Below are 22,296 nucleotides of genomic sequence, written 5' to 3'. Positions count from 1 at the left end.
ACCAATATTAATACTATTAAATGGAAGGAGAACTTATTGAATTGAAACAAACAAAGGTTTGAGATAAGGAATGAAATGACTTAACGAGAATTTTGTGCAGATGAGAAAGATAAAATCTCTGTAGTAAATTTAACTCAAGTCAGAATGAATGGGGAGAAATGTAGTAATCAATTGAAAATCTACGTGATAAAAGAAATAGATTTATCTATATTACTTTTACAAAAGGATTTATATTTTGAAGGAATTGATAAAGAGGGTTTATGGTTCCTTGAACCAACTTATGATATTAACAAATTGAAGCCAGAAATAAGGTTTGGACTTATTATTTATTGTACACAGAAAATGTAATTAGTTATATAAGGATTTCTATAAATTAGTTTTAGAATATTGATGTATGAAAGGTGGGAAGTATGTTAAAAGATTGCGTCAAGAAACTGGTTTGACCCAAGCTGAAATGGCTGTAAAATTAGGGAAGAAACCGCAGCGCATTAATGAATATGAACATGATGTTTATGCTATTAAATTAGTTGACTTCTTAGAAATGGCCAATAAATTAAAAGTTAAGAATTTTAATAAAATATTTAAAGATTAAACCTGTTTTTATGGTGTCTAAAGGCTTTTTTTTTGATAATTATCAATTGAAAAAAAAACATTACTAATCTGTTGTAGCTTCTAAAGTCGCTTCCTCGATCGTAACTCTCTAAATTACCCATTGAAATTGATTTACACTCTATCCCTGATACATTCTCTAAATGAGATTATAGCTCGGTTCCTAATTCAAAATAGTCAACTTGCTTTTCGTAGAAAGGCTTAAAAAAGCTCTTTTTAAATTATAAAATAATCCCATTAACTTAGGTTGTATAAATCTAAATAACCTAGAATAGTATGAAAAAAGTGTAGGCTTCCCACATGGGCAAGCCTATAGCTGCACTTGTCTAATACTTAACATGATGGTCTATTATATATCATTGTGTTTTTTTTGCTAAATAATAAAGTTGTTGATAAACCAATATGATCTGATAACATATCAATCCCTTTTATTAGAATAGGAGGAGGTTGAGTACCTTGAGCGGTTCGTGGTTGTTGAACAATACTATCTTCTCTGTAGGGGGCATTTGGTCTTCGTTCATATCGTACACGACGAGGTCGTGTGAAATCTAATGAAAATGTATGAGAGTCATTTGGATTACTAATAAACATAAAATCTATTCGCTTTGAGCTGCCTTTCAAGACTTTAGAATCAGAATCTTCACAAAGCTGTGGATTATCTTTGGCCGGCTTACACATTTTATCGCGTTTGCTTTTTTCATGTACATTCTTCGTATAGCCACGTGTTCCGTTTCGCGCAGCCCACATGTCAACAAACCCCAAGGCACCTAATATTTCAAGCAATGCTTGATACTCAGTCATACCATCGGGATACTCTCCACTTGCTAATTTGCTTCGGATAATTTTGTTGAAGCGTGAATTTATATTATCCAAATTACCTTCTCCACCTCTACCTCCAGTTAGCACTATGCCATTTGAGAAGGCGATTGGATCATCGGGTGAAAGATTAAAGTCGCCAGCTAATATTGCGATATTTTTGTTTTTGTGTGTTCGTTCAATAAAGCTTGCTAACTCAAGTAATTGGAGCCTCCTTGCCTTGTGGCCATCTGAGTTTAGATGCGTATTATAAAGCTCTAATTTTGATGCCCCAATTCCAATATCTACTGTGGAAAAGAGCACACCCTTATCGGCGCGTGAATCTCCAAAAAATCCTTCTTCATTGTCAAACTCATGAAATTTTTTGTTTTCTAGTGTACCTATTTGATCTATCATCACTAAACCACTTGAAGCGTTCGAAGTTGATCGTGCATCCTCGACAACAGATGGTTTCGGTAACCCTTTTTTTCGCCATGCACCTAAAACAATGTCTTTCACATTATCTTCGAAAATTTCTTGAAGAAGTGCAATGTCATGATTTTCTACAATTTTTTCTCCAATTTTATCTGCTCGATCATCGACCGCTGGTTTCGTTCCAAATATAAATGCTTTCATTAAATAAGTATTCATACACAGAAAACGACGTGTTTCACGCCTGTTATTCGCATGCCTTGATACAATACCTCGAAAACTTTTGACTTCTGAAGGTGCCCATCGATGCATTTCTATTAAAGCTCGCAAGCTCACAGGCGGTAACTCCACTGAGTCCATTTTTTTTGATATATTCCTTAAACTATTCATAGCTTTCCTTATTGTAATTAGTATTGATGAACGTTAACTATCTGTGAGATAAAAAAGCCGCAAGTTTCTTTTCGAGGTCAGACATTCTATGCTCAGTATCAGAAACTCTCTTATTAAGATGTTTGTTTTCTTCAGATACCAACTTAGCTTGCTCATTTTGCGACTGAATTTTTTCTTGTTGGGTCTTTACCCCCTCCACAAGCAAAGGAATGACGGAAATATAATCGACTGAGAGATGCCCACTATCATCTTTACTAACAGCATTGGGCAATATTTTTTCCACATCTTGGGCTATAAAGCCAAGTTGTTTTTCCTTTGGAGGATTGAGACCTGTTAAGTCATTTTCTTCCCAGTTAAAACTAACACCTTGAAGATTCAGAATTTTATCAAGACTATTTGTTAACGCTTTGATATCTTTCTTGTATCGAGCATCCGATACCACATTAAATTTTTTAGCATCAATTTCTCCGCTAACCGTAATTTTTTTAGTAGTAATACTACCACCACTTATAAATGTTTCTGAACCATCTATAAGACCATTAACTTCAAGAGCGGAAAGTTTAGCTTTCATACCAATAAAATTACCTGCTGATATTGTTTTCGATTCTATTTTATCCTCGGTCAAGGCTGTTGTACCCTTAGCAAAAGTTATTTTCCCCGGCTTAACCTCTACATTTCCGCCATCCTTAGGTACTTCAATCGCAATGTTTAGATTTCCAATAGTCGCAGTTGGACAATTTAGTTTTTTCGCATTTAGTATTTTTCTTGCTGATAAGACTTTGTTAACAAACAAACTATTTGTTGTAATAGTATTATTAGTTATCGAGGTCTTGGTATCATCTTTTCCTATAATCAATTTTCCAGGTTTTGTTATATGAACTTCTCCGAACATTTCGATTGAGCTGTCTTCTAATTTAATATCTGTTGCCATTATAGTAGTTTTTTAGTGTGTTAATATTGTTTTTTAAAAAAAATAAAATCGTGTTCTTATCAGAATTGTCGTATGTAATTTCGTTAACTTCTTGATACATTTCGTGCCCTTTCCCAGTTACTAATAAAATATCATTTGACATTAAATTGTTTATAGCGAATTGTAGTGCTTCTTGCCGCTTTTTAATTTCTATCTCATTATTTTAAGATTGAACATAATATCTTTTTTAGATTAGTATTCTTTTATCTTAATGTTATAATGTGATTCAGGTTAACTTTTTTTTGAAGAAAATTATTAGTTCATATGAACGGTCATAAAAAGTAAAATCACCAGTGCTTTAGAAGAGGCTATGAAAACGAGGGTTTAGTTATCTTGAACCATAAAACGGTTCACGATAGTATTCAACTTAAATACTTTCTAAAAGATAAATTTCTCTTAAGTACTTAGCTGTTTTCACTAAACTCCAAAAAGTATTATTTCTTATTTCCCGACCTGAACCTTAAACAAGTAGAGACAAATGACATTGAAGATTATGTAAATATATTTGCTGAGCTTCCTCTATTAAACAGTCAATACGGTTCATATGATTCCGATTGGTCAAAGTTTTGCTAGAATAAATTAAAATTTATCTCTGGTTTGGAATCTCTAATATTAGTGAACTAATGAGATTTCAGTTCATCGCAAGTTGCAGTTCTAGCTTATTTTCAAATTCCACTACAAAAGTTCCGTTCAATTCGGATTCATATTTCATGATACGATTTTTTATACTATTACCGCCCTTGAATACTTCAACACGACACATGTAATTATCGCCTTCAAACCTATCATAGCATTCAACTTTGATTAAACTGAAATTGTAATCTTTCAACCTGAATTTTAATAATCTTTCCATTAATTTTTCTTGTCTGTGCAACTTCATATTTCTATAATTTTCTTACCAATTCCCAACCTTCAAAAGGTACTCGCTGCATACCTAAAACAGTTGTAAGCTTAAAACTTATACCACTTGGATATGTGTAATGCAAATCAATATTGCCTTCATCCCATTCTATGAAAAATCCATGCATCGTAATAGGTTTACTGTTAGAGAGCCCTGCATCCTGTAAAGCGCAGTCATACCTATCCTTACCAATCTCCTTTAGCAACAGCTTAATTACTTTTATATCGGTATGATGAAAAACAACTTTGGACATAATCCAAAATTATGGAAAATTTCCATTTTTATGAATATAGGAGTTCGTTTTTTATTAACAAATTGAAAATTTACTAGAATAAGCTGCCTTGCTCGTTTAGTTCTTGGTAGTCAACCTTTGTTATGGCTAATGGGGTGTTCGTGTCTATATCTCTTTTATATAGGTCTCTAGACACAGGGTAAGCTTCTATCTCTTTCGTTGTAAAGCCTACTTTGGTCAATCCCTTTATTCCGTTCGGATTAAGGTTGTGCCGTAACCAGTCGGTTTCGAATTCAGTATCGAGAATTAGGGGTTGTCTCTTCTTTTTGTTGTGGATTTGCTCGAACTGTTCATTTGCCGGCATGGTTAATATGGTACAGCTCAAAAACTCGTTATCAATTTCTGTATACAGTCCAGCAAAGTAAAATAAAGAATCATCCTTGTAGTGGCAGAAGTAAGGATATGAATTGCCATTTACTTCATGTGGCTCATGAAATCCATCTGCTAGTATCAAACATCTTTTATCCGCAGTGGAATGCTTATAGGTATTGGATGTTAATATAGTCTCAGATTTGGCATTGAGGGTATTATATTTTTTTTGAAATTCTGGTATATCCTTCATCCCAAATTCAGGAATTAAGCCCCACATAGCAGGATAGATATTTTCTGGCTCATCCATTTTGATTATATATAAATTTGGATGGGTAAAGCCATTGGCACGGTAGTAAGGCTTGTACTCAAAAGGGACTTGAAAACTTTTTCTAGTCATCCTCTCAATTTCCTTTTCCTTTTTCCTTAATGTGGTTGAATAACACATGTTTAAATATAACTATAAATCAACAATCACATATTTATTAATATTACTTTGCTATAATATTATTTTATAACATTCAAGGTTTATGTAAAAGTATTTTTAATACAAAATAACATTCATATTCTATAATTTTCAATCATGTTGTAGACCTGAGTATTTTAATATCGCACTAGATGTGCGGCTGAGAAAGATAAGGTTCTAGCGTTTTGTTTAAAATATATATTATGTGATTTGATTAATTGACTTAGCTTGATATCTACAAAATTTAAGACATTCACTAATTAATGATATCTTCTATAGGTTTCGGAACTCATGTGCGTGTCAAATTCTTATATTTCACAATCTTGTCTGAAGGGGTTATTGACAGGTGAACATCTCCATTTTCTCTAGCGTAAAGAGCGTATGAAAGAGGTTCTCCAGCTTTAAATACTACATCATTTCCTAATACAATAACTCCATTATTTAAAGGGTCATCTGCTGAGTTACGATTTTTGTTTTTTAGCATTCTAAAACTTATCCTTGAATGTTTCTCTTTAGTTGAACTCGGAGGTTTTTGTAATACTTCCAAATAGGGTTTTACATGTTCTTCAAGGTTATACAATGGGTAATGTTGAATTATGTAATTTTTACTATTTTTTACTAGGTCAACAAGGCCATATTCATTGGCTCTATGCAAAATACTCCAATATTTTTTCTCCTTTAATTCTATTAATTTTTCAATTAAATGTTTGGTAGATGGGGCTTGTAGCATTTGAATTAGCAACTTTAATTCGGTTCTAGTGAATTTATACCAAGCTTTCTCTTCTGTCGCTTGAACGAACTTATTAAACCTTCTTTTTTGGGTAAGTATCTTTTCTTCTTTTAGTCTGTCGAATTTAGCTTGTTCAATTTGTTTTAAACACGTAGTACATGTCCATGAAGGTTTTAAATAAGTCTTTGCTAGGGTTATGGAATCAGCTTTTAATTCCTGTTTTAATTTGCAACCAGAACAATATTGAGTAATATTCAAATAGGAACCGTTTCTTGCTATAGTTGAAATTTCAAAAGACCTCAAACCGAATTCCCTCCCTATATTAGACGGTGTTTCTTTAAATATTCCATCTTCTATAAACCAATATCGATTCGTTATTTCAAGTTCTTGTAGGCTTAAATTATCATTAAGCACTAACTCTATCTGGTATTTTTCTTCCATAAAAAAAAGCGTGGAACTGAACTTATCGGAAAGGGAGGTATCGCCAGACACCCAACCACCAAACAAGAACAGCCCACGCAAACGGTGGGCGTCCTGGCTTTGATTTTGGTGGTATGGATTAAACTGGCGATTTTCCCTGACCAAATCAAAAGCTAAACGCTTTTGTATTTTATAATTCTTTGATGTTCCTTATATTTTTTGATTAATCATTTTTCAAATTTAGCTAAAATCACAGGACTTTAACTTTTCAAATTATATCAATCGTGACATAATTTGAAAAGTTGAAGGTAAAGTAAATACATCATTGCTAGATAAATATTTTATTTCTAGAATTGGAAATTTATTGCATTTTCAATATACAGTTTAAATTGAAAATATGGATTATTTTTTGATGACGGGACGCGCATAAAAATGTAAGCCTACCTTAATTAAAACTGTTTAGTTTTCTGAAAACTTAGCTTTGGAAAGTTTAAATAAAGGTTTTTTCATTATGCTAAAAGGCATTTTTAAACCGAGTTTAATACTATATAGAAAATATTCCTAGTATTTTAAACTAAAATGACCAGTCAACGTTTGCCCCTTTGTAAATTTAACTTTAAACCAATAATCCGTTGCCGGTAATTGTTGACCATTATAAAGACCATCCCATGTATGATTAACGTTGGAAAGTTGTTTAAGAAGTTTTCCATAACGGTCATAAATGTCCAAAGTATATTCTTCGTTTTCCAGACCAACTAAATGCCATTTATCATTTACAAGATTACTATTGGGGGTAAAAAATCGCGGATAATCAATGATTGAAAATTCAGCTTTCAATATCCCACATCCATTAATTTCTCTAGCGAATATCTTATGAAATCCTCCAAGGAGGCCACTAAAGGTATTATTCGATTGATAGTTAATTCCGTCCAAAGAATATTCATAGGTCCTTTCGGATTCAATTTCTATGTAGACCTCATTGTTGCCATTCCAATCCGTCGTTTTCAATTCATAATTTGAAATGGGATAGACTTCTAAAATCGAAACTTCCAAATTTGAACTATCCTCTCCGCAAACAGCATTTGTTACAGTATAAATATAGCTGCCCTCAGTATCAATCGCAGGGTCAAAAGTACTATTTCCACTGACAAGGCTTGGAGTCCATATGCCATTGGGGTCCGGATTCCCTGGGATAAAATCAAATAAATCTACCAGCCCCTCATTTACACAAATATTGACCGAAGAATCCTCTCCAGCATTAGGGATTTCCAATACATCAACCTCTATAATTGCATATTGATTTCCACATCCTGGGTTATTTACGGTATAGGTAAAGATTCCTTCACTGTCTAATCTTGGATCGAAAACCCCCGTTCCACTGGATAGCGCAGGGAACCAAACACCTTCAGTTTCAGGGTTGCCCCCAAGTAATGTAAACAAATTAATAGGTGGGTCGTTCTCACAAATTGAAATGCCATTATCAATACCGGGGTTTGCTTCATCAAATATATTTACAATAATAGTTGCAGAACTATCCGGACAGGTATTACTGGTTATTGAGTATGTATAAACATCAGCGGTGTCTAAAAGTGGGTCAAAAATATCATCATTACTGGATAAAGAAGGAGTCCATTCTCCTCCGTTTTCAGGAGTACCTCCCAAACTTTCCAAAAGATTGAAGGGGCTATCGGTAAGACATACATTGATTTCTATGTCCTCTCCTGCATCTGGAGGGGTATTAATTAACACTTCTAAAATAGCACTGGAATCCTGACAAATTCCATTGGAAACGGTATAGGTATAAATCCCTGCTGAATCAATGGTCGGGTTAAATATACCCGTTCCACTCGATAGGGTCGGACTCCATGTTCCACCACTATCCGGGTTTCCGGTCAAACCACTAAATAGGTCGAAGGGTAAATCATTGGAGCATAAAGAAATAAAACCATCTGTTCCGGCGCTAGGTTCCTCGACAATTGTAACATCTACCTGAGCACTAACACTTCCACAAGTGGTATTTCCTACAGTATAAGTATAAATACCAGCATTATCTACGGTAGGATCAAACATTCCCGTTCCGCTTGATAATGATGGAGTCCAAGTACCCAGGGTGTCCGGGCTTCCTTCTAAGGATAAAAACAGTTCTACGGCAGAAGAAGTAACGCAGATATTTAGTTTGCTATCAGTCCCGGCATTGTTATTCTCAACATCTACTGTCATTTCTGAAAAAACATAGACGCAGTTGTCAGATTCTAAATAATAACGATAGACACCTGGTGAATCAGTGGACGGATCAAAAATATCACCACCACTACCTAATGCGGGAACCCAATAACCTCCTGGGTCTGGGCTACCGTCAATGGCATTGAACAAGTTGAAAGGAGCGTCGTTTGGACAAGAAAATGTGGAGGAATCCATTCCTGGATTAAGCGATGTATTGGTCACTTCTAAGGACGCGATGGCTGAATATATAGGTTGAACACATGTAGAGGTGGAATTGTAAAATCGAAGTCTGAAATGGGCTTCATTGTAAGCGATGGAAGCTGAATTAATAGTCAAAGAATTGATATTTACACCACTAAAGACAGTACTTTCTGGTAAATCTTCCCATGTTACTCCGAGGTCATTACTCATTTCCCACTGAAAGGTATCGGCATTTGTAATTACAGTAGAAAAGGTAACATCATTTCCTGCAATTACAGATTGAGGTATAGGTTGTTCACTTACAACAGGACTAGAATTAAAATCTAAAAAATCTAAAACAGAATCACCATTGAGGTCATTTGGTGCTGAATAGGCCATTGTTGAACTCGTAACCAAACCATTGTCGTCTACAGTTACTATCTCCCCTCCAACAATTCCATCGTTGTTATCATCATCCAAACCTGCTTCAATCACATCGTTACAACCATCATTGTCACTATTCAAATCAAGTGAGTTGGGTATTAAATCACCATCTATATCGTTATCTCCGGCATTTTCAATGGAATCATAAATTCCGTCATTGTCGTCGTCCTGATCGACTGAATCTAACACTCCATCTCTATCTTGATCTGCATTGTCAATAATTTCAGGCTGACTACTACAATTTACTCCATTTCCGTAGACATCAATCCTTCCTGGAAGTTCTCCAAATTTCATTAGTAAGGCAATAGCTCTACAATCATTAAGTGAGGTGTTTCCAGTGAGGGTTAGTCTAGAACAGCAACCCACATATCCCACCGAAGTAAGACTTTCGAGAAAGTCTAGATTGGTTATTTCATACTGATTGTTAAAATTAAAATCACCACCCACTGTCTTTAGTTTCTGAAAACCATTAATATGATTTAGGACGCGATTATTATAGAATCGGAAATCATTTTGAATAAATACAACATTTTTGAACGCGTCAATTCGTTCTAGATAGAATAAATGGTTATCTATATCAATACTTGTGACTTCTCTTAAGCTTTCGAATCCCACGATTTCTGTGGCTTTTGTTCCATCAATTTTAATGCTGCCAACCTTTACTAACTTATTGAATCCATTTATTTCAGATATACCTGTAACAAGCATTAAGGGACCGGTAATCTCTTTAAGCTCTGGAAAATTAGAGATAGGCATGGAGTCATTCCGCCAGCCATTGGATTCTATAATTAAAAGATTGTTTACAAATTCCAAGGATTGAAAACCCTCGACCGATTTTAAATAAGGGTTAAAGCTGATTCGAAAACTAAAGCCAGAGACTCGTTTTAAGTTGTTGAATTTTGGAATCGTTTCTAAAATATCATTCCCATGAATTATAAAATAACCAACACATCTTAAATTGTCAAATCCATCAAAATTTACCAGACTTTCATTTTCTGTTATACTTAAGGTTTCTATTTTATTTAGATTATTAAACAAGGGAATGGAAGTGAGAGAGTAATTATTTGAGATTTCAATACTCTGCATTTCTGTAAAATTTGTAAAACCAGAAATAGTAAGCAGGTTATTATTAACATTTATAGACATGTATGAGTTAAGAACCATTAAGTTTTCTAAATTCACGGATATAAGACTATGATTTTCGCGAATTTCAGTATGCCCATTTCTGATTTCTGTAAGAAATGAAAGTCCTGTAAAATCAACTACCTGAGTTCCAATTATCTTAAGTTCTCCATTGATGACCCTTAGTGAACTCAGTCCTGAAATGTCATTGATATCGCTTCCTCGAATTTCTAGATTACCATCAATTGTAGTACAGGTAGGATAATTCGAAACAAAATTATTGACATCATTTTGTGTAATTAAAATAACACTACCTAAAGGGCACTGTGATGATAGGATATTGAAAAATATAATAAACAGGAATGTAAAAAACTTCTTCAAGTGTAGAATATGAGATTGGCTTTCAATAATAGTGCATAAATTCCTAAGGGACAATAGAATTCGTTAAAAGGTAGAATATTACTTTTTTAAATACCAAAAATGACGTTTGATAGTACATGATTGTGGGTGTTTTGTAGGATGGCCTTAACAAGAGTATTTTATACTTGCATGACGATTATCTTCATTAGTAGAGGGGGGTTGGTAAATATAAAGTATTACCCTCATACACCACCAATACCCGTCACATCACTTTTATTGGAAATTCTTATAGCAGCCATTTTCGGATTAATTTCACCTTCCCACCAGTTAATTTTCAAGTATACTGTTCTTGTTATATGGAATCTAATTTTTTCGACCTTATTCTTTATTCTTTCATCTCCAATTTTATTATTAGTATTCTCATATACCGATAGCGCTAGTTGCTTTCATTCATTAAAAGGGTAAAAATAGCTTCCTTAGTAGCCTTCGTGGTCGCAAAACGAACATAAACGTCCGATATATTAAACATGGTAATATTCCCGCAGCCACATTTTAGGAAGGGGTTTATATATTTCCTTGTAGTAGGTGCCACCAATTTTGCAACCGCACTTTTTTTCAATCCTTTTAAAAATTAAGATATTTATTAGTTCATTGGGATCCATTTTTTTTATTACAAGCTAAATTATACACTTCAGTCTTTTCGAGTTATTACTTAAGATAATTAAGAATACTCTCATTTATTATAGCTTTTAAACTTCGGTCTTCTTCTAAAGCCTTTATCTTCAATTTTCTCAAAACTGTTTTATCTATATAAAATGAAAATTGCTTTTCATTTTTGTCAATAGGTAATTCTGGTACTACTTTCTGAATAGACTTGTCTGGTTTTGAAGCTCGTGCCTCGGCTATTAAATTATTGAATTCTGTTTTCGACATAATGTAGATTTATATAATTATATATTTCATGATTTATACAATTGTGTATTCATATAAGAGATGTTAAGACCTCTTTAGTCAAGCTATCAATTTGATTTTGGGCATTTCTATCGGTTATAACACCTTTTAGTAAAGGAGACCTAGTGAATGCTACCAAATCGCTTATCTTGGTTTGAGCTACTCTTATTTTGTGTGATTCAAGGTTTTTCAATATATCTTCAGTAATGGTTGTATTAGCTTTCACCATGTTTAAGATGATCATGGTATTGTTCTCTTTTAGTTCGTTATTAATCATGCTAATTGTGTTGTCAATCGCTAACAAATCCAGAATACCAGCTTTAGTGGGTACTAATATTAAATCTGCAATTTTGATAAGCCCTTTCAACTTTGATGATAGGTAAGGGGGCGTATCAATGAAAATGAAATCCAAATTGTCATTGGTCGTTAAAATATTTTCATCTGTGGTTATTTCAAACGAATCGACAATTTTTGAAAGCTGTGATAGACTGCCTTGAGCATCCATGTCAAGAATAGCAACTTTTGAATGTTCACTAAGATTTTGTGCCAAATTAAAAGTCAAGGTGCTTTTACCTACACCACCTTTTTGATGAGTAATTAATATAATTTTTGCCATATCTAGTTTCTATTCGTGTTCCATTTTAAGTATTTATCCTTGGTTTCCGGATACTCTTCAAAAAATTTATTAAAGTGATGCATTGCTTCTTTTTGACCTTTAGCATAATTATTAAGATTAGCGTCAGAGCTTACCTTTATCTCATAAATTGAATAGCTCACTAAGCAAAAGGTGAAAAGTAGCACCGAACTCAGTAGCGCTAATAGCCATCTTGGATAGTGGTTCGACTTGGATAGATATTCAGTTAATTGCGATATTTTAGTATGTTGTTCTCTAAGAACTACGTTTTGACTTTTTAAAAATGAATCTAAAACAGCACTCATTTCGGTCATATCTGGTGATAGGTGAGTCGTTTTAAGTTCATCGGATAGATGCTTCATTTTTTCTAGTTGCACCTTGAAATCACTCAATTCCTCTACCAGTAATTCTGCTATGTCGTCAATTTTTGCCATGGTTATCTGCTTAGTCCTTTGTTAGCTATTTGTTGATTCGATTGCTGTTTAGTATTTGCAACGAAATTTGCACCTAATTCAACCACTTTGTTTGAAATTAGAATCGTCTTGCTTCCATTCTGCAGTATATGACCATTCCCCGCTATAGCATTGGTGATTTTTCCACCGGACATGGACCGATCTATTTCACTGCCTTTTAAGCTGATGTTTTTGTATTTAAATCTGAATCCTTGAAGCTTATTTCCCTTGTTGATACTTGGGATTACATCAATACCTCTCAGTTTCATATTTTTAATATAGTCATCAAGGGTTTTAGGTGAGTTTTTTCTTAGTACATGCTCGCTTAAATTGTGTATTTCTCTCCTTATTTGTTTGAGAGAATTAAGCTTTTCCACTTGAATTTCTTGAGCGGTTTTTAAATTCATTTCTAATGCAACCTGTCTAGCTGCTTCGATGCTTCGTTTTCCTATAAATCCATCAGGATAGGCTTTACCTTTAAAATCAATTCTATTTACGTACAAATGAATATGGGTGTGTGCTTTGTCTTTGTGAACAAAAGCTACTGCTTGACGATTGTTCAAATTCATTCGAGCTAGAAACTTTTTTGCTATGTCACCGAGTTCCTTTTTTTTCAACTTTTTGCCATCTTCTATGGTTGGACTTAAAACAAAGCTGATAGTATTCTTTTTGCAATTTTCATTCATGTCCTGAATGATTTGAAATTCCCTGGTTAGTTCTTCAGGGGTATTGCCGGCTAAATATTCTTTTAAAACTACGATAGCACTTTTTTCTTGGTTCCATCCATAGGCCATGGAAGCACTAGTATGTGAGATAGATTTTCCCTTACCAATCATTTTTTGAAATTGTTTAAGTGTTCCTTAATTTCTTTAGCCAATGCATAGACTTCGGTAGTCAATTTTGGATTTTGTTTTCTGTACATATTACCTATCAAAGTGAAATTCCGGCTATAGGTAGAAAGCATTTTATAAACTTCAATTTCTTCATCTGTAAGGCGTGCATTAATGTCTTTGTTGAACGCTGCCCTAAAACAAAATTCACTGAGGGAGAGCCCCGATTTTTTAGCTCTTATTTTCAATAGCTTTTTCTCGTAAATCGTACTTCTGAACTTGGTGACAACTCTTTCTTTTTTCTTCATTAGTTCTTTTTTTATTTTGCGACCATCGGGAGAAAAATCAAGATTGTGGGCCCAGCACACACAACTTGAACTCTTACTCAAAACTGATATTTAATTACTCAATATTTCTAAATCAAATACTTCAATTAGATTTTGTAGTTGACCATTTTTGACTAATAGTTTATTGATGTTTTCAGTTGTGATATCATTTTTGATTAATGTTTTATTAGGTACATCCAAAAAATAATCTGCAATATCATAACCATGACTTTTTTGCTCTTCAGTTGCTTTGTTTTCTAGTAAATCCGATATGCCTATGTCGTAGCCCTTTCTGGATAGATAGTCAGATTTTTTCTTCCATTGATTATATGGTTTATTGTCTGATTCTTTTGGTCCTAGGTCTGGATAAAGGATGATTTTTCTGTCTTTTATTTGATGTAATTTATTCTCATTCAAATTGTTTAAACTTCCCGATGCTAACCAGATATATTTATCAAAAACTTGGCTCATAATGCATGCAGTTTTTTCAGATTCAACAATGGCTATGGCTTTTTTGCTTTGATTTATTAAATGAAGTCCAAAAAGACATTGATTTAAATTGAACTCTTTTGTTAAGTTGTTTTTTAATTGATAGGAGTGAACCCAATTCACATATTTGGAACGTTTTCCATTCTTTGAATAATTTATCATTTTGCCACTTCGTATTTTTCCTTGACTGTCTATCTGCCAAAAAATTGTTGCGTTGTTCCAGAACGTGGCTGTTCCTATCCGATAAAGTCTGGTTATATTTTCTACTTTCTCAGTATCAAACACTGTTTTTAAATAATTGATGAAATTATTATTTACATTACCAATTAAGCTTTGCTTTAGAAGTGATATACTATGAAAGGTAGTTTCTTTTTTTTCAGGTTTATAGCTGTTGTTTATTAGTGGGGTATATTCAAAATTGTTATTCTTAAAAAATAATTTTGGACTATAATGATAACCGCAATTAACCTCTCTATCACATCGTCCTACTAATTCAGAAATGATTTTATTTTCTTGCATGTCCATATAAACAACAAATCTCTTTTTGTTACATTTTGGACATTTATACTTACGGCTACTTTTATCTAACAAATATTTATACACTGCGCTTACTTCATTTAGTTCACAAGCCAATGGGTATGTGGTCTATTGGCTATAATTTAATTTCACAATAATTGCATTTATTTCACTTTGTAAAATTTCATTTACTTCATTAGGGTTTCACAAAAAAAAGACAAGAACGACCAGGTTTGTAGATAGTTAGGTCTTCAAGTGAACTAAATGAAGTAAATGCAGTTCTATAGAGTTTTAGAATACTTACCTCTTTTCTCTTTTTTAAAAAGTTTTCTATCAGTTAGATAAGTTTTGAATTGCCTTTCACTTACTCTAGGTTTACCTTCTTTATCAAGCTTACAAGCTGTTTTGATCCCTTGAGCGGTAGTGAAATTTTTTGGTAGTTCGCGGTATATTTTTTGCTGCAATTCAGTAAGAGATTCCAAATACTCTCGGGAAGTTGTTTGCGTCCTAACTTTTATGGCATTAACTCTGAAGTAATGAAATAATCTTAAAGCTCCTTTAATCGCTTTCATTTCAACCTGAATCTTTTCGGCTTCGTTTGTAGCGAAAAACAGCAATTGAAGTATTAATGCAAAACGCAATACATATTCTTGAAGTTTTATTTCTATACTACGTTCATAGTCAAATAAATAATCATCTAAACGATTGTTCTGCCATTCAAAAAGAAACTCTTTCGCTGTTTTTTCAATAGGCAGTGATTCATCTTTATAATCTTCATGAATTAAGCTATTGATTATTGAACGATAACTTGATATGAGATTTGGATCTACATTTCTAATATTCCATTTAATGGTTTTAAGGTCGTGTGGGTATACAAAAAGGAGCCTATCCATAAAGCCATTAGAACTTCTTCCTCCCATAGCAAATTGCTTTAAAACAGAAATTTGTGTGCTTCCAATCACACCAACGAAGGGATTGTCAATTCTAAAACTCTTTCCTGAAGCGCGATCTATAGAAATAGGCGTACCACTCCATAAACTTAAATACGTTTCTGCTTCGCCTGAATTGTTATATCTATTAAAGTTTTTCAGCCACCCATTTAGCTCATCTACATAAATACAGACCCCATTTTTATTATTGTTATGTACCGTTATTAGTGCTTCCGGTGTAAAGTCGCTTATCAAACTTTTTTTAAGGAAAGGTTTTTCATTACTCCCTTTATTTTCCTTAATGTCCTCATACTCCTGAATTAGCTTAGAATACTCCTTAAAATAGAAACTATCTCTTTCTAAAATTGGGTTAAAGCAGAATTTGAGTGCATGGCTTTTAGAATCTCCCGGTCTACCTACTATTACTGTAAATAGGTTGACTTTTTGCTCCCATCCATCTTTGACAGCTAATCGATATTTCAATCCAATTGCCGTTGAGGCAGCAGCTAGTATGCCCGAGCCCAGGTAATCTATTGGAAACTGGTATTTATCATGTGCTTCTAAGGCAATTTGACGAAGAAGCTCTGGAAATACATCAATGGGAAATGGGTTTGTATTATTTTCTACTTTCCTTGAATAATCCAAGTGTAAATCAGCTTTGCTGATTCGTCCTTTTTTTTCATTATCTTGCATGTATATATTCTTGCTAGCTACCATTTAAATGTTTCAGCAATTCAATCAGTAGCTGGATTAATGAATAAAAGTGATGGTCTCGAGCCATCATTTTTATTTTGAAAATTTCTTCATACTACTGAATACATCTTCTTTTCGAAAATATATACGGCTATGAAGTCGTTGGTAGGGCAACCCCTTTTTCATCCAATCTGTTAGGGTAACCAAGGAGATATCTAACTCCTCTGCCATTTCTTTTTTAGTTAGTAAACTCTCTTCCTTTTGAGGGGTATAACTTGTGTTATTTTGCTCTTTCGAGATTGATTTAAGTTCGCTTCTAATCGCGTCTCTTATGCACTCAACCAGTGCGTTTGAATTAAATAACTCCATACTTTGCTTGCTTTTATTAGGTGATGATAAATGATATATGTGATAGTGGCCAACTATCTTCTTCCTTGCAAGGATGGAACAAATCTAGAGTGGAATAGGGAGAGATTTGACCGAAAATTAGTTTTCCGTCAAGATAATATGAACATGCAGTTTCCTTGTCCGACACAATTTACTAGCTAATCCTCTACTTTAGAACTTCTTAAGATTTCATATCTATTTTCGCTATCTTCTAATCAAACTTTTACAAATGAGGCACTTGGGTTTTTGGCTACTGTTTTTTATGATGATATTTTCTTCAAAAGCTCAAGAAACTAAATTGGAGTATTTTATCTCCGAGGCAAAGATGAATTTCCCTGTTTTAAAAGAGAATTACAATCTTCAAAAAATAGGAGAAATACAAAACAACATCATCATTGCCCAGAATAAGGCTTTTCAAATTAATGCAACCTCTGAGGTTCAAGTCGCCCCATATTTTAATAACAACGGTAGGTTTATCGATGTTACTACAACTCCCTCCCCTAGGGCCTATGGGTACGATGTAGGAATTACCAATGGCGGACTCTATTTCGCCCAACTAAACGTTAACAAAAACCTGTTCAATCAAAAGATGGTCGATAATCTGCTGTTCCAGAACAAGGTTCAAAACAATACACTTTCCCTATCGGCTGAAGACATTGAACATAATTTGGTCAAAAATATTACTGATGCTTATATCATGGCATATCAGTTGCAATTACAGAAGAATTTTACAATTGAGATCCTAACGGACCTTGACAATCGATTGAAGGTTGTTGAACTTCTGGTAAAAAGGGCGGTCTTGATGGAGAGCGATTACCTGTTATTACAATTAGACATCGACTCGAAAAAATTGGAACTTCAGCAAATCGGTACCAATCTCAAAACCGCTATTGACCAATTGTATAGTTTGAGTGGAATACCCTTAGCCAAAACTGATAGTCTTTCCGTTCCTAATATCTTAACCGCAGCCGAGCCCGAAACAAATTTTTATCAGCGTAAATTTCAGAGTGACAGCTTGCAGGTGCAAGCTGACCGGAATGTTTTTGAGAACCAATATAAACCACAACTTAGTTTATATGGTAATACAGGGCTGAATGCCGTCGAATTGACCAATATCGACAGAAGGGTCGGGCTAAGTGCCGGATTGCGTTTGATAGTACCCATTTATGACGGAAAACAACGTAAGTACAATGCTCAGCTGAGCGAACTTAAAAAGGAAAACCTTGAATTTTACAAGGAAAATGCCGCAATACAATTGGAAAACAATTTAAAGAGCATTGAAGCCCAACTGAGCGCTTTGGAAGAAAATATGCAGGCCATCGAAGAACAACTACAGAAACAACAAAATGTACTGGAGATTTACAAAGGTAAATTGGTACAAGGGCAAGTATCCATCGTTGATTACCTGAACGTCATCCAGACCTACAAGTTGAATGTTCAGACCAAATTGCAAATGCAGACCAACCGCCTGCTGTTGCAGAGCCAATACAACTTTATAAACTGGTAACATATGGAACATCAATACATAAAAAAACTTTCAATTTTCCTGGTCTTTATACTAGCGTTGTCCTGTAAAAGTAAAACGGATAACCCAAAAGGAAAAAAAGCACCCATCAGCGTTGATGTGGCCGAAGTGCAGCAACATGATATTAAGGAATACCTGACGTTCAATGGTATTACTCAATTTCAGCAAAAGGAGAACATCCGCTCCAATGTCACAGGTTATGTCTCTTGGATGAAATACAAAATAGGAGACCCCATTCGAACCGGACAGACTTTTGCAACTGTCCGTACAAAGGAACAGGATGCCCTCAAAGAAGCTTTAAAGATTGACAGCACCTTGTCAAAATTCATACAGCCGCAGCGTATTCAAAGCAATGCAACGGGAGTGATTACAGCTCTCAACGTAACCACAAACGACTATTTGGCCGAAGGCGATATTCTGGCGACTGTCGTACAACCGAAATCATTGGTCGTACAGGTAAATGTACCCTATGAATACGAGGATTATGTTTCCATTGGCTCCAGTTGTGAAATCGTTTTGCAGAACGAAAAAGCGATTTCTGCGAAGATTACGGGCATACTTCCTACAATAGACCCAATAGCCCAATCCCAGATTTTTTTGATTGCGCTTCCGAACGAGGATTTACCGGAAAACCTGAATGTACAGGTGCGTATGATATATAGAGAAGATGCAAAGGCAATGGCGGTACCCAAAGAAGCCGTGCAGACCAATGAATTGTTGACCGAATATTGGGTTCTAAAGTTGACTAACGATTCAATGGCTTTAAAACATTCCGTAACCCTAAAATTAAAGAATGATTCGCTGGTACAAATTGAATCGAAGGGGATGAAACTCGGCGATAAGGTTGTTACCAAAGGTGGATACCAAATGCAGGATTCTACTATCGTAAGCATACAGAAGCAATGAACAACATACACTCCAAATATAAGTTTCCGCTTTTAGCCATTGGTATTCTGATTTTAATTGGTGGTGTTTTTACCTATAAAAATCTCAAAACAGGTCTCTTTCCAGATATTACCTTCCCAAAAATTAAGGTTATCGCAGATGCTGGGCAACAACCTGTAGATAAGATGATGACCACAGTAACTATTCCGTTAGAAAATATAATTCGCCGTACCGAAGGGTTGCAATATATACGTAGTACCACTTCAAGGGGAAGTTGTGAGATTTCAGTTTTTGTGGATTGGAGCACTGACATAAATACTGCCAAATCACAAATCGAATCATTTATCAATCAATCACAAGGAAGTATTTTGCCCAATACGGTCTTTTCCGTAGAGAAAATGAATCCATCCATACTTCCTGTAATGGGCTATTCTTTAGAAGGTGAAGGTTATTCGCAAGTAGATTTGAAAAAAATCGCTAAATATACCGTAAAACCATATTTAGCTGCTACTCCAGGTGTTTCCGATATTGCTGTAATCGGAGGTAAGGACAAGGAATATCAAGTAGAGTTACGCCCCGATATTATTAAATCTTTGGGCATTTCGATTACGGCTATCCAAAATGCAGTGGTTAATTCTAATTTATTACAGTCCAACGGATACATTACCGATTACAACCGAATGTACCTGACGCTGACTGACAATGCAGTCGACGACCTGAACGACTTGGAAGAGTTGGTTATTATAAATAACTCCAATCGCCTGATTCGATTGAAAGATGTTGCTGATGTAAAAGTCAACGAGGTCAAGGAGTATGTGAAGATTTTAGCGAACGGAAAGAACGTACCTATAATCGCAGTTGTAAAACAGCCCAATGCCAACCTTATCGATGTCAACAATACCATTGAACAAAAAGTAGCTGAACTAGAAAACATTTTACCAAAAGGAGTTAGTTTAAAACCTTATTATAAACAAGCGGATTTTGTTACGACAAGCATTGCAAGTATAAAGGATGTTTTGTGGATTGGACTGGCCTTAGCTTTATTGGTAGTGATTTTCTTTTTGCGTTCCTTTTCGGCAAGTATGGTCGTGTTGTTTACCATTCCTGTTTCATTATCCCTTACCTTGATTGTGTTGGATGCTATTGGGTACACCTTCAATATTATGACTTTGGGCGCTGTAGCAGCCGCAATAGGTTTAATGATTGATGATGTGGTTATCATAATCGAACAAATTCATAAGATTCGAGAAGAAAATGATGACAAACCAATGGGCTGGATTGCAGGAGAGGCAATCGGGCACTTATTTCCGGCGATGATTGGGTCATCTTTGAGTACGCTGGTTATTTTCATTCCTTTTATTTTGATGACGGGCGTGGCTGGAGCCTATTTTCAGGTTATGGCCTTTAGTATGATGATTGCTCTAGCGGCATCCTTTCTAGTTACTTGGTTACTTGTTCCCGTGTTATCCATACTATTTACACGAAAAAAATCTCTGAAACAAAAACACGAACCAAAAACCAAGTGGATTCATAGTGTTCTAGAGAAGCCAATTATTGGAATTGCCTTTATGGTGCTTTGTATTGCTATTATCATAATCATTCCTTCAAAACTTCCTTCAGGCTTTTTACCTGAAATGGATGAAGGCAGTATAGTATTGGATTACAATAGTCCTGCAGGGACAACTTTGGAAGAAACTGACCGCATGCTACAGATAGTAAACGGTATTTTAGATACTCAACCCGAAGTTGAGGCCTATTCCGCCAGACTGGGTACACAAATGGGCTTTTTTATTACCGAACCGAACCGAGGCGATTATTTAATCAAGTTGAAGGACAAGCGCAGCACGACCACTACGGAGGTTTCGGATGAAATACGTCGTCGTATAGAAGCCTTGGTTCCGCAGTTAACCATCGATTTTGGGCAGGTAATAGGGGATATGTTGGGAGACTTGATGTCATCGGTTCAACCCATAGAGGTCAAAGTGTTCGGCGATGACATAAACCGTCTGGAAACATTATCAAAAGAAATTGCCTCAGAGATAGAAAAGGTGAACGGTACTGCTGATGTTAATGATGGCTTGATCGTTGCGGGACCAACGCTGTCCCTGATTCCCAATGTGCCTATTTTGGCACAATTCGGTATGACTCCTGCCGATTTTCAATTACAGCTACAGACTCAAATAGAAGGAACGGTGGTCAGCAATATGATTGACAAAGAGCAGATTATTGATATCCGTCTGATTTATCCTGATGCCTATAAGACTTCGGTTTCAGATATAAAAAAGACCTCCATTCTACTACCAAACGGGTCGAGCGTGCCAATAGAAAAGGTTGCTACCATTGAAATAGGTAAGGGTGTAGCCGAAATCAATAGAGAGAACCAAAAATCGATGGGCGTGATTACTGCGAGACTGAACAATCGGGATTTAGGTTCTACCTTGAAGGATATACAAGCTCAATTGACTAAGAATATCAGCCTTCCATCAGGTTATAGTATTGAATATGGAGGAGCATACAAAGATCAGCAAAAAGCATTTAAAGAACTTTTGATGATTTTGGTATCTGCTATTTTATTGGTATTTATTGTCATTCTGTTTCTATTTCGAAAAATAAAGATTGCATTGGCGATTATCGTAATTGCTGTATTGGGTGTGGCTGGTTCACTTTTGAGTTTATATCTTACAGGAACACCACTAAATGTTGGTAGCTACACGGGTATTATTATGATTGTAGGCATCATTGGAGAAAATTCCATTTTTACGTATCGTCAATACCAAGAAAGCGATGGGTCTTTAAGCCATGTCGAGAAAATCGAATATTCCATTGCGGCACGGTTAAGACCTAAATTAATGACGGCTTTTGCTGCTGTAATGGCTTTGATTCCTCTCGCTTTAGGAATAGGGGCTGGGGCGCAGCTACATCAACCCTTGGCTATTGCCGTTATTGGTGGGTTGGGATTTGCTTTACCCTTGTTGTTGATTGTACTTCCAACTATTTTAAAAATTATTAAAGAGTAATTAAATGATATCCTTTTTT

Annotated in this window: 19 protein-coding genes; 4 read left to right on the top strand and 15 right to left on the bottom strand. The window is 35.0% G+C overall.

The window, feature by feature from the left end; all coding sequences use genetic code 11:
* Positions 1 to 394: 394 nt before the first annotated feature.
* The gene (locus tag HW347_RS08510; RefSeq protein WP_214611446.1) at positions 395 to 592 is read left to right on the top strand and encodes a helix-turn-helix domain-containing protein; all 198 of its coding nucleotides are present in this window, start codon (positions 395 to 397) and stop codon (positions 590 to 592) included.
* 350 nt (positions 593 to 942) lie between these two features.
* Here HW347_RS08510 and HW347_RS08505 read toward each other — a convergent pair whose 3' ends face one another.
* From HW347_RS08505 to HW347_RS08435, 15 genes are all read right to left on the bottom strand, one after another.
* The gene (locus HW347_RS08505; RefSeq protein ID WP_214611445.1) at positions 943 to 2,040 is read right to left on the bottom strand and encodes an exonuclease/endonuclease/phosphatase family protein; all 1,098 of its coding nucleotides are present in this window, start codon (positions 2,038 to 2,040) and stop codon (positions 943 to 945) included.
* Between the two features lie 223 nt (positions 2,041 to 2,263).
* Positions 2,264 to 3,157, bottom strand: a complete 894-nt coding sequence (locus HW347_RS08500) for a tail fiber domain-containing protein (RefSeq protein WP_214611444.1) — start codon at positions 3,155 to 3,157, stop codon at positions 2,264 to 2,266.
* A gap of 670 nt (positions 3,158 to 3,827) precedes the next feature.
* Positions 3,828 to 4,049 (bottom strand): hypothetical protein, encoded by a 222-nt coding sequence (locus HW347_RS08495; RefSeq protein ID WP_214611443.1) that lies wholly within the window; start codon positions 4,047 to 4,049, stop codon positions 3,828 to 3,830.
* Positions 4,050 to 4,080: 31 nt separating this feature from the next.
* A complete protein-coding gene (locus HW347_RS08490; protein WP_214611442.1) occupies positions 4,081 to 4,350 on the bottom strand; it encodes a hypothetical protein in 270 nt (89 codons plus the stop codon).
* 73 nt (positions 4,351 to 4,423) lie between these two features.
* Positions 4,424 to 5,146: an SOS response-associated peptidase gene (locus HW347_RS08485; protein WP_214611441.1), complete on the bottom strand. Its 723-nt coding sequence runs from the start codon at positions 5,144 to 5,146 to the stop codon at positions 4,424 to 4,426.
* Positions 5,147 to 5,453: 307 nt separating this feature from the next.
* Complete coding sequence (locus HW347_RS08480; protein ID WP_214611440.1) at positions 5,454 to 6,335, bottom strand: hypothetical protein; 882 nt, start codon at positions 6,333 to 6,335, stop codon at positions 5,454 to 5,456.
* 540 nt (positions 6,336 to 6,875) lie between these two features.
* A complete protein-coding gene (locus HW347_RS08475; RefSeq protein WP_214611439.1) occupies positions 6,876 to 10,664 on the bottom strand; it encodes a T9SS type B sorting domain-containing protein in 3,789 nt (1,262 codons plus the stop codon).
* A 687-nt stretch (positions 10,665 to 11,351) separates the two neighbouring features.
* On the bottom strand, positions 11,352 to 11,576 hold the full coding sequence (locus tag HW347_RS08470) for a hypothetical protein (protein ID WP_214611438.1): 225 nt from the start codon (positions 11,574 to 11,576) through the stop codon (positions 11,352 to 11,354).
* 49 nt (positions 11,577 to 11,625) lie between these two features.
* Entirely contained in the window at positions 11,626 to 12,210 is a 585-nt protein-coding gene (locus HW347_RS08465) for a ParA family protein (RefSeq protein ID WP_214611437.1), read from the bottom strand.
* A 2-nt stretch (positions 12,211 to 12,212) separates the two neighbouring features.
* Entirely contained in the window at positions 12,213 to 12,662 is a 450-nt protein-coding gene (locus tag HW347_RS08460) for a DUF6730 family protein (protein ID WP_214611436.1), read from the bottom strand.
* 2 nt (positions 12,663 to 12,664) lie between these two features.
* On the bottom strand, positions 12,665 to 13,516 hold the full coding sequence (locus HW347_RS08455) for a relaxase/mobilization nuclease domain-containing protein (RefSeq protein WP_214611435.1): 852 nt from the start codon (positions 13,514 to 13,516) through the stop codon (positions 12,665 to 12,667).
* Complete coding sequence (gene mbpA / locus HW347_RS08450) at positions 13,513 to 13,818, bottom strand: mobilization protein MbpA (protein WP_214611434.1); 306 nt, start codon at positions 13,816 to 13,818, stop codon at positions 13,513 to 13,515. The genes HW347_RS08455 and mbpA overlap by 4 nt, the downstream gene beginning before the upstream one ends.
* Before the next feature lie 90 nt (positions 13,819 to 13,908).
* On the bottom strand, positions 13,909 to 14,958 hold the full coding sequence (locus HW347_RS08445; RefSeq protein WP_214611433.1) for a DUF6371 domain-containing protein: 1,050 nt from the start codon (positions 14,956 to 14,958) through the stop codon (positions 13,909 to 13,911).
* Between the two features lie 164 nt (positions 14,959 to 15,122).
* On the bottom strand, positions 15,123 to 16,463 hold the full coding sequence (locus HW347_RS08440) for a DUF3987 domain-containing protein (protein WP_214611432.1): 1,341 nt from the start codon (positions 16,461 to 16,463) through the stop codon (positions 15,123 to 15,125).
* Between the two features lie 93 nt (positions 16,464 to 16,556).
* Positions 16,557 to 16,832, bottom strand: coding sequence for a helix-turn-helix domain-containing protein (locus HW347_RS08435; protein WP_214611431.1), 276 nt, complete (start codon positions 16,830 to 16,832; stop codon positions 16,557 to 16,559).
* A gap of 280 nt (positions 16,833 to 17,112) precedes the next feature.
* Between HW347_RS08435 and HW347_RS08430 the strand changes: the two genes are divergently transcribed.
* The 3 genes from HW347_RS08430 to HW347_RS08420 are packed head-to-tail and all read left to right on the top strand — an operon-like array spanning position 17,113 to position 22,277.
* A complete protein-coding gene (locus tag HW347_RS08430) occupies positions 17,113 to 18,357 on the top strand; it encodes a TolC family protein (protein WP_214611430.1) in 1,245 nt (414 codons plus the stop codon).
* 3 nt (positions 18,358 to 18,360) lie between these two features.
* Positions 18,361 to 19,281 (top strand): efflux RND transporter periplasmic adaptor subunit, encoded by a 921-nt coding sequence (locus HW347_RS08425; RefSeq protein ID WP_214611429.1) that lies wholly within the window; start codon positions 18,361 to 18,363, stop codon positions 19,279 to 19,281.
* Positions 19,278 to 22,277 (top strand): efflux RND transporter permease subunit, encoded by a 3,000-nt coding sequence (locus HW347_RS08420; RefSeq protein ID WP_214611428.1) that lies wholly within the window; start codon positions 19,278 to 19,280, stop codon positions 22,275 to 22,277. Before HW347_RS08425 ends, HW347_RS08420 begins: the two co-directional genes overlap by 4 nt.
* Positions 22,278 to 22,296 lie beyond the last annotated feature (19 nt).

The sequence above is a fragment of the Zobellia barbeyronii genome, from assembly GCF_018603515.1.
Lineage (GTDB): Bacteria > Bacteroidota > Bacteroidia > Flavobacteriales > Flavobacteriaceae > Zobellia > Zobellia barbeyronii.
This window is presented reverse-complemented; position numbering and strand designations above follow the sequence as displayed.

What these genes read in the sequence shown, in the direction of transcription:
- HW347_RS08510 (WP_214611446.1), top strand. Translation starts at nt 395, where the DNA reads ATGAAAGGTGGGAAGTATGTTAAAAGATTGCGTCAAGAAACTGGTTTG.
- HW347_RS08505 (WP_214611445.1), bottom strand. Translation starts at nt 2,040, where the DNA reads ATGAAAGCATTTATATTTGGAACGAAACCAGCGGTCGATGATCGAGCA.
- HW347_RS08500 (WP_214611444.1), bottom strand. Translation starts at nt 3,157, where the DNA reads ATGGCAACAGATATTAAATTAGAAGACAGCTCAATCGAAATGTTCGGA.
- HW347_RS08495 (WP_214611443.1), bottom strand. Translation starts at nt 4,049, where the DNA reads ATGGAAAGATTATTAAAATTCAGGTTGAAAGATTACAATTTCAGTTTA.
- HW347_RS08490 (WP_214611442.1), bottom strand. Translation starts at nt 4,350, where the DNA reads ATGTCCAAAGTTGTTTTTCATCATACCGATATAAAAGTAATTAAGCTG.
- HW347_RS08485 (WP_214611441.1), bottom strand. Translation starts at nt 5,146, where the DNA reads ATGTGTTATTCAACCACATTAAGGAAAAAGGAAAAGGAAATTGAGAGG.
- HW347_RS08480 (WP_214611440.1), bottom strand. Translation starts at nt 6,335, where the DNA reads ATGGAAGAAAAATACCAGATAGAGTTAGTGCTTAATGATAATTTAAGC.
- HW347_RS08470 (WP_214611438.1), bottom strand. Translation starts at nt 11,576, where the DNA reads ATGTCGAAAACAGAATTCAATAATTTAATAGCCGAGGCACGAGCTTCA.
- HW347_RS08465 (WP_214611437.1), bottom strand. Translation starts at nt 12,210, where the DNA reads ATGGCAAAAATTATATTAATTACTCATCAAAAAGGTGGTGTAGGTAAA.
- HW347_RS08460 (WP_214611436.1), bottom strand. Translation starts at nt 12,662, where the DNA reads ATGGCAAAAATTGACGACATAGCAGAATTACTGGTAGAGGAATTGAGT.
- HW347_RS08455 (WP_214611435.1), bottom strand. Translation starts at nt 13,516, where the DNA reads ATGATTGGTAAGGGAAAATCTATCTCACATACTAGTGCTTCCATGGCC.
- mbpA (WP_214611434.1), bottom strand. Translation starts at nt 13,818, where the DNA reads ATGAAGAAAAAAGAAAGAGTTGTCACCAAGTTCAGAAGTACGATTTAC.
- HW347_RS08440 (WP_214611432.1), bottom strand. Translation starts at nt 16,463, where the DNA reads ATGCAAGATAATGAAAAAAAAGGACGAATCAGCAAAGCTGATTTACAC.
- HW347_RS08435 (WP_214611431.1), bottom strand. Translation starts at nt 16,832, where the DNA reads ATGGAGTTATTTAATTCAAACGCACTGGTTGAGTGCATAAGAGACGCG.
- HW347_RS08430 (WP_214611430.1), top strand. Translation starts at nt 17,113, where the DNA reads ATGATGATATTTTCTTCAAAAGCTCAAGAAACTAAATTGGAGTATTTT.
- HW347_RS08425 (WP_214611429.1), top strand. Translation starts at nt 18,361, where the DNA reads ATGGAACATCAATACATAAAAAAACTTTCAATTTTCCTGGTCTTTATA.
- HW347_RS08420 (WP_214611428.1), top strand. Translation starts at nt 19,278, where the DNA reads ATGAACAACATACACTCCAAATATAAGTTTCCGCTTTTAGCCATTGGT.